Annotated in this window: 1 pseudogene; it reads left to right on the top strand. The window is 46.3% G+C overall.

Annotated elements, in window-relative coordinates:
- Positions 1-12: 12 nt before the first annotated feature.
- Positions 13-380: pseudogene (locus A3738_RS09985) on the top strand (FAD-binding oxidoreductase); the annotation flags it as partial.

A 380-nucleotide genomic window follows, 5' to 3' on the forward strand; every position in this document is an offset into this window, starting at 1 on the left:
GTAGGTGAAAAAATGCGACGTTGGAATGGTTGGGGTGATGAAGCAAACAAAATGGATTTACCAGAATCTGGGGATGCATTTTTGCTAGAGCATGTTGGTCAAGCTACCCCTCTTGCTGATGCAAGTCTCGATTCAGTATTGGCACAAGTGCCGTCATCTCGATTGCCTGACCATCGATTGATTAATACAGATCCGGATGTTCGTGTGCGTCACGCTCGTGGTCAAAGTCTTCCTGATTGGTTGGCGATGCGCAGTGGTCAGTTTGAATTCTTCCCAGATGGTGTGGCTTTCCCTGAGATAAAAGATGAGATAGCAGAACTTCTTAGTTTTGCCTACGACAACGATATTGTTGTGATTCCTTGTGGAGGCGGCACAAGTGT

Source organism: Oleiphilus sp. HI0066 (genome assembly GCF_001635725.1).